We start from the raw sequence: 1,406 nt of genomic DNA, 5'->3' as shown, positions 1-1,406 counted from the left end.
ACAGGGTAAGCGCATCTCAAACCCTATTGACAAGAAGCATTTGAAGCATCATGATGGTGTGATAGACAAGCAGCAAGAATCGTCAACATATAGTTGTTATCCATAGCGGCTCGATTTGATTTTTGACGATTACTACGCTTGAGCGATCGCTCTAAATTTAGTGCATTAAGTGCTAGACGTCGCAGCAACGACAAGTTTTGTGGAGCATGGCCAGTACGGACGCGGCAAGCATCTTCATTGAACGTAACGTCCAAACTCCAATGCAATCCATTTTCAACGCCCCAGTGGAGACGGATAGCTTGTCCTAATTTATGAGCATTGCAGTCTAAACTAGTTAGATAAAATTGCACTTCACTAGTTGTTTTATTCCACAAATGTCGTACCCGCACAACCATAACTAAACATTTAAGCCCGACCCAATCTGAATGATTATGTAGAGGTGGTAGTTGAGAAACGGGAACACACCACACTTGTCGCTTTTCGGTACGATGATGACATGAATCTACCCGTTCGTCGTAACTATTGGTAATCCCTTCAAACCCAAAAGCCAAGCGTGCAAGAAACCAGTCTTTAACTTGTGTATAAAGTGTAGGATGATTACCTTTAAGCGCTAAAATGTAATCAGCTTTCGCATTGAAAATTTGAGATGCAATTGCGGTTTGCGTATCCATTGCATGAATTGTAATAATACATCCTGCAATATCTAATAACTCTAATAATGCGGGAATTGCGGTAATTTCCTTTGACTTATTTGCGACTTTGACTTGCCCCAAAACAAGACGATGCTGACTCGACCATGCACTGACCAGATGTAAAGCTGTTTTTTCTAGCACTCTATCATTTGAGCTTCTAAGAGTTTTACCATCAATGGGGATTACCTGCGCTCCTGTTGTCTCAACTATTGATTCAACCCAACGTCTAAAACATTGCTCAAATACTTTTGGGTTTATACGCTCAAATACTCTACGAAATGTGTCCGGACACGGTATACCTTCAGGTAATTTTAAGAACTCTGACAACCACTCGTATTTACTTAAACCATAATTCTGCATATCCTCCCACCCTTTAGCCCCTGCGATTACTGATAATATGGCGATGATTAAAATATCTGTTAATAAATGCACACGTTTCCTTTTTACACGGGGATCTTTGATGTCGCCAAAAATTGATTCCATCTTTTCTGTTAACGCAGTCGCATTCCCTATACTTAATGCTTTAGGGCTTTTAACGAGAGAATTATTAGGAGACTTGAAACCCAATACCATGAGACTGACCCCGATATACAATAGACGCTTTGCTAAAGAGCGTACTACTTAACGTATTTAATACTCAAATCCGATTTGCATATTTATATATTAGTCAAATAATCTGTATTTTTGACTACAAAATTAAATGCGCTTACCCTG

Annotated in this window: 1 protein-coding gene; it reads right to left on the bottom strand. The window is 39.5% G+C overall.

Features of this window, described 5'->3' with window-relative positions:
• Nucleotides 1–23: 23 nt before the first annotated feature.
• The gene (locus V7K31_RS02695) at nucleotides 24–1,265 is read right to left on the bottom strand and encodes an ISAs1 family transposase (RefSeq protein ID WP_442941196.1); all 1,242 of its coding nucleotides are present in this window, start codon (nucleotides 1,263–1,265) and stop codon (nucleotides 24–26) included.
• Nucleotides 1,266–1,406: the final 141 nt, after the last annotated feature.

This window comes from Nostoc sp., assembly GCF_036917675.1.
GTDB lineage: Bacteria > Cyanobacteriota > Cyanobacteriia > Cyanobacteriales > Nostocaceae > Nostoc.
This window is presented reverse-complemented; position numbering and strand designations above follow the sequence as displayed.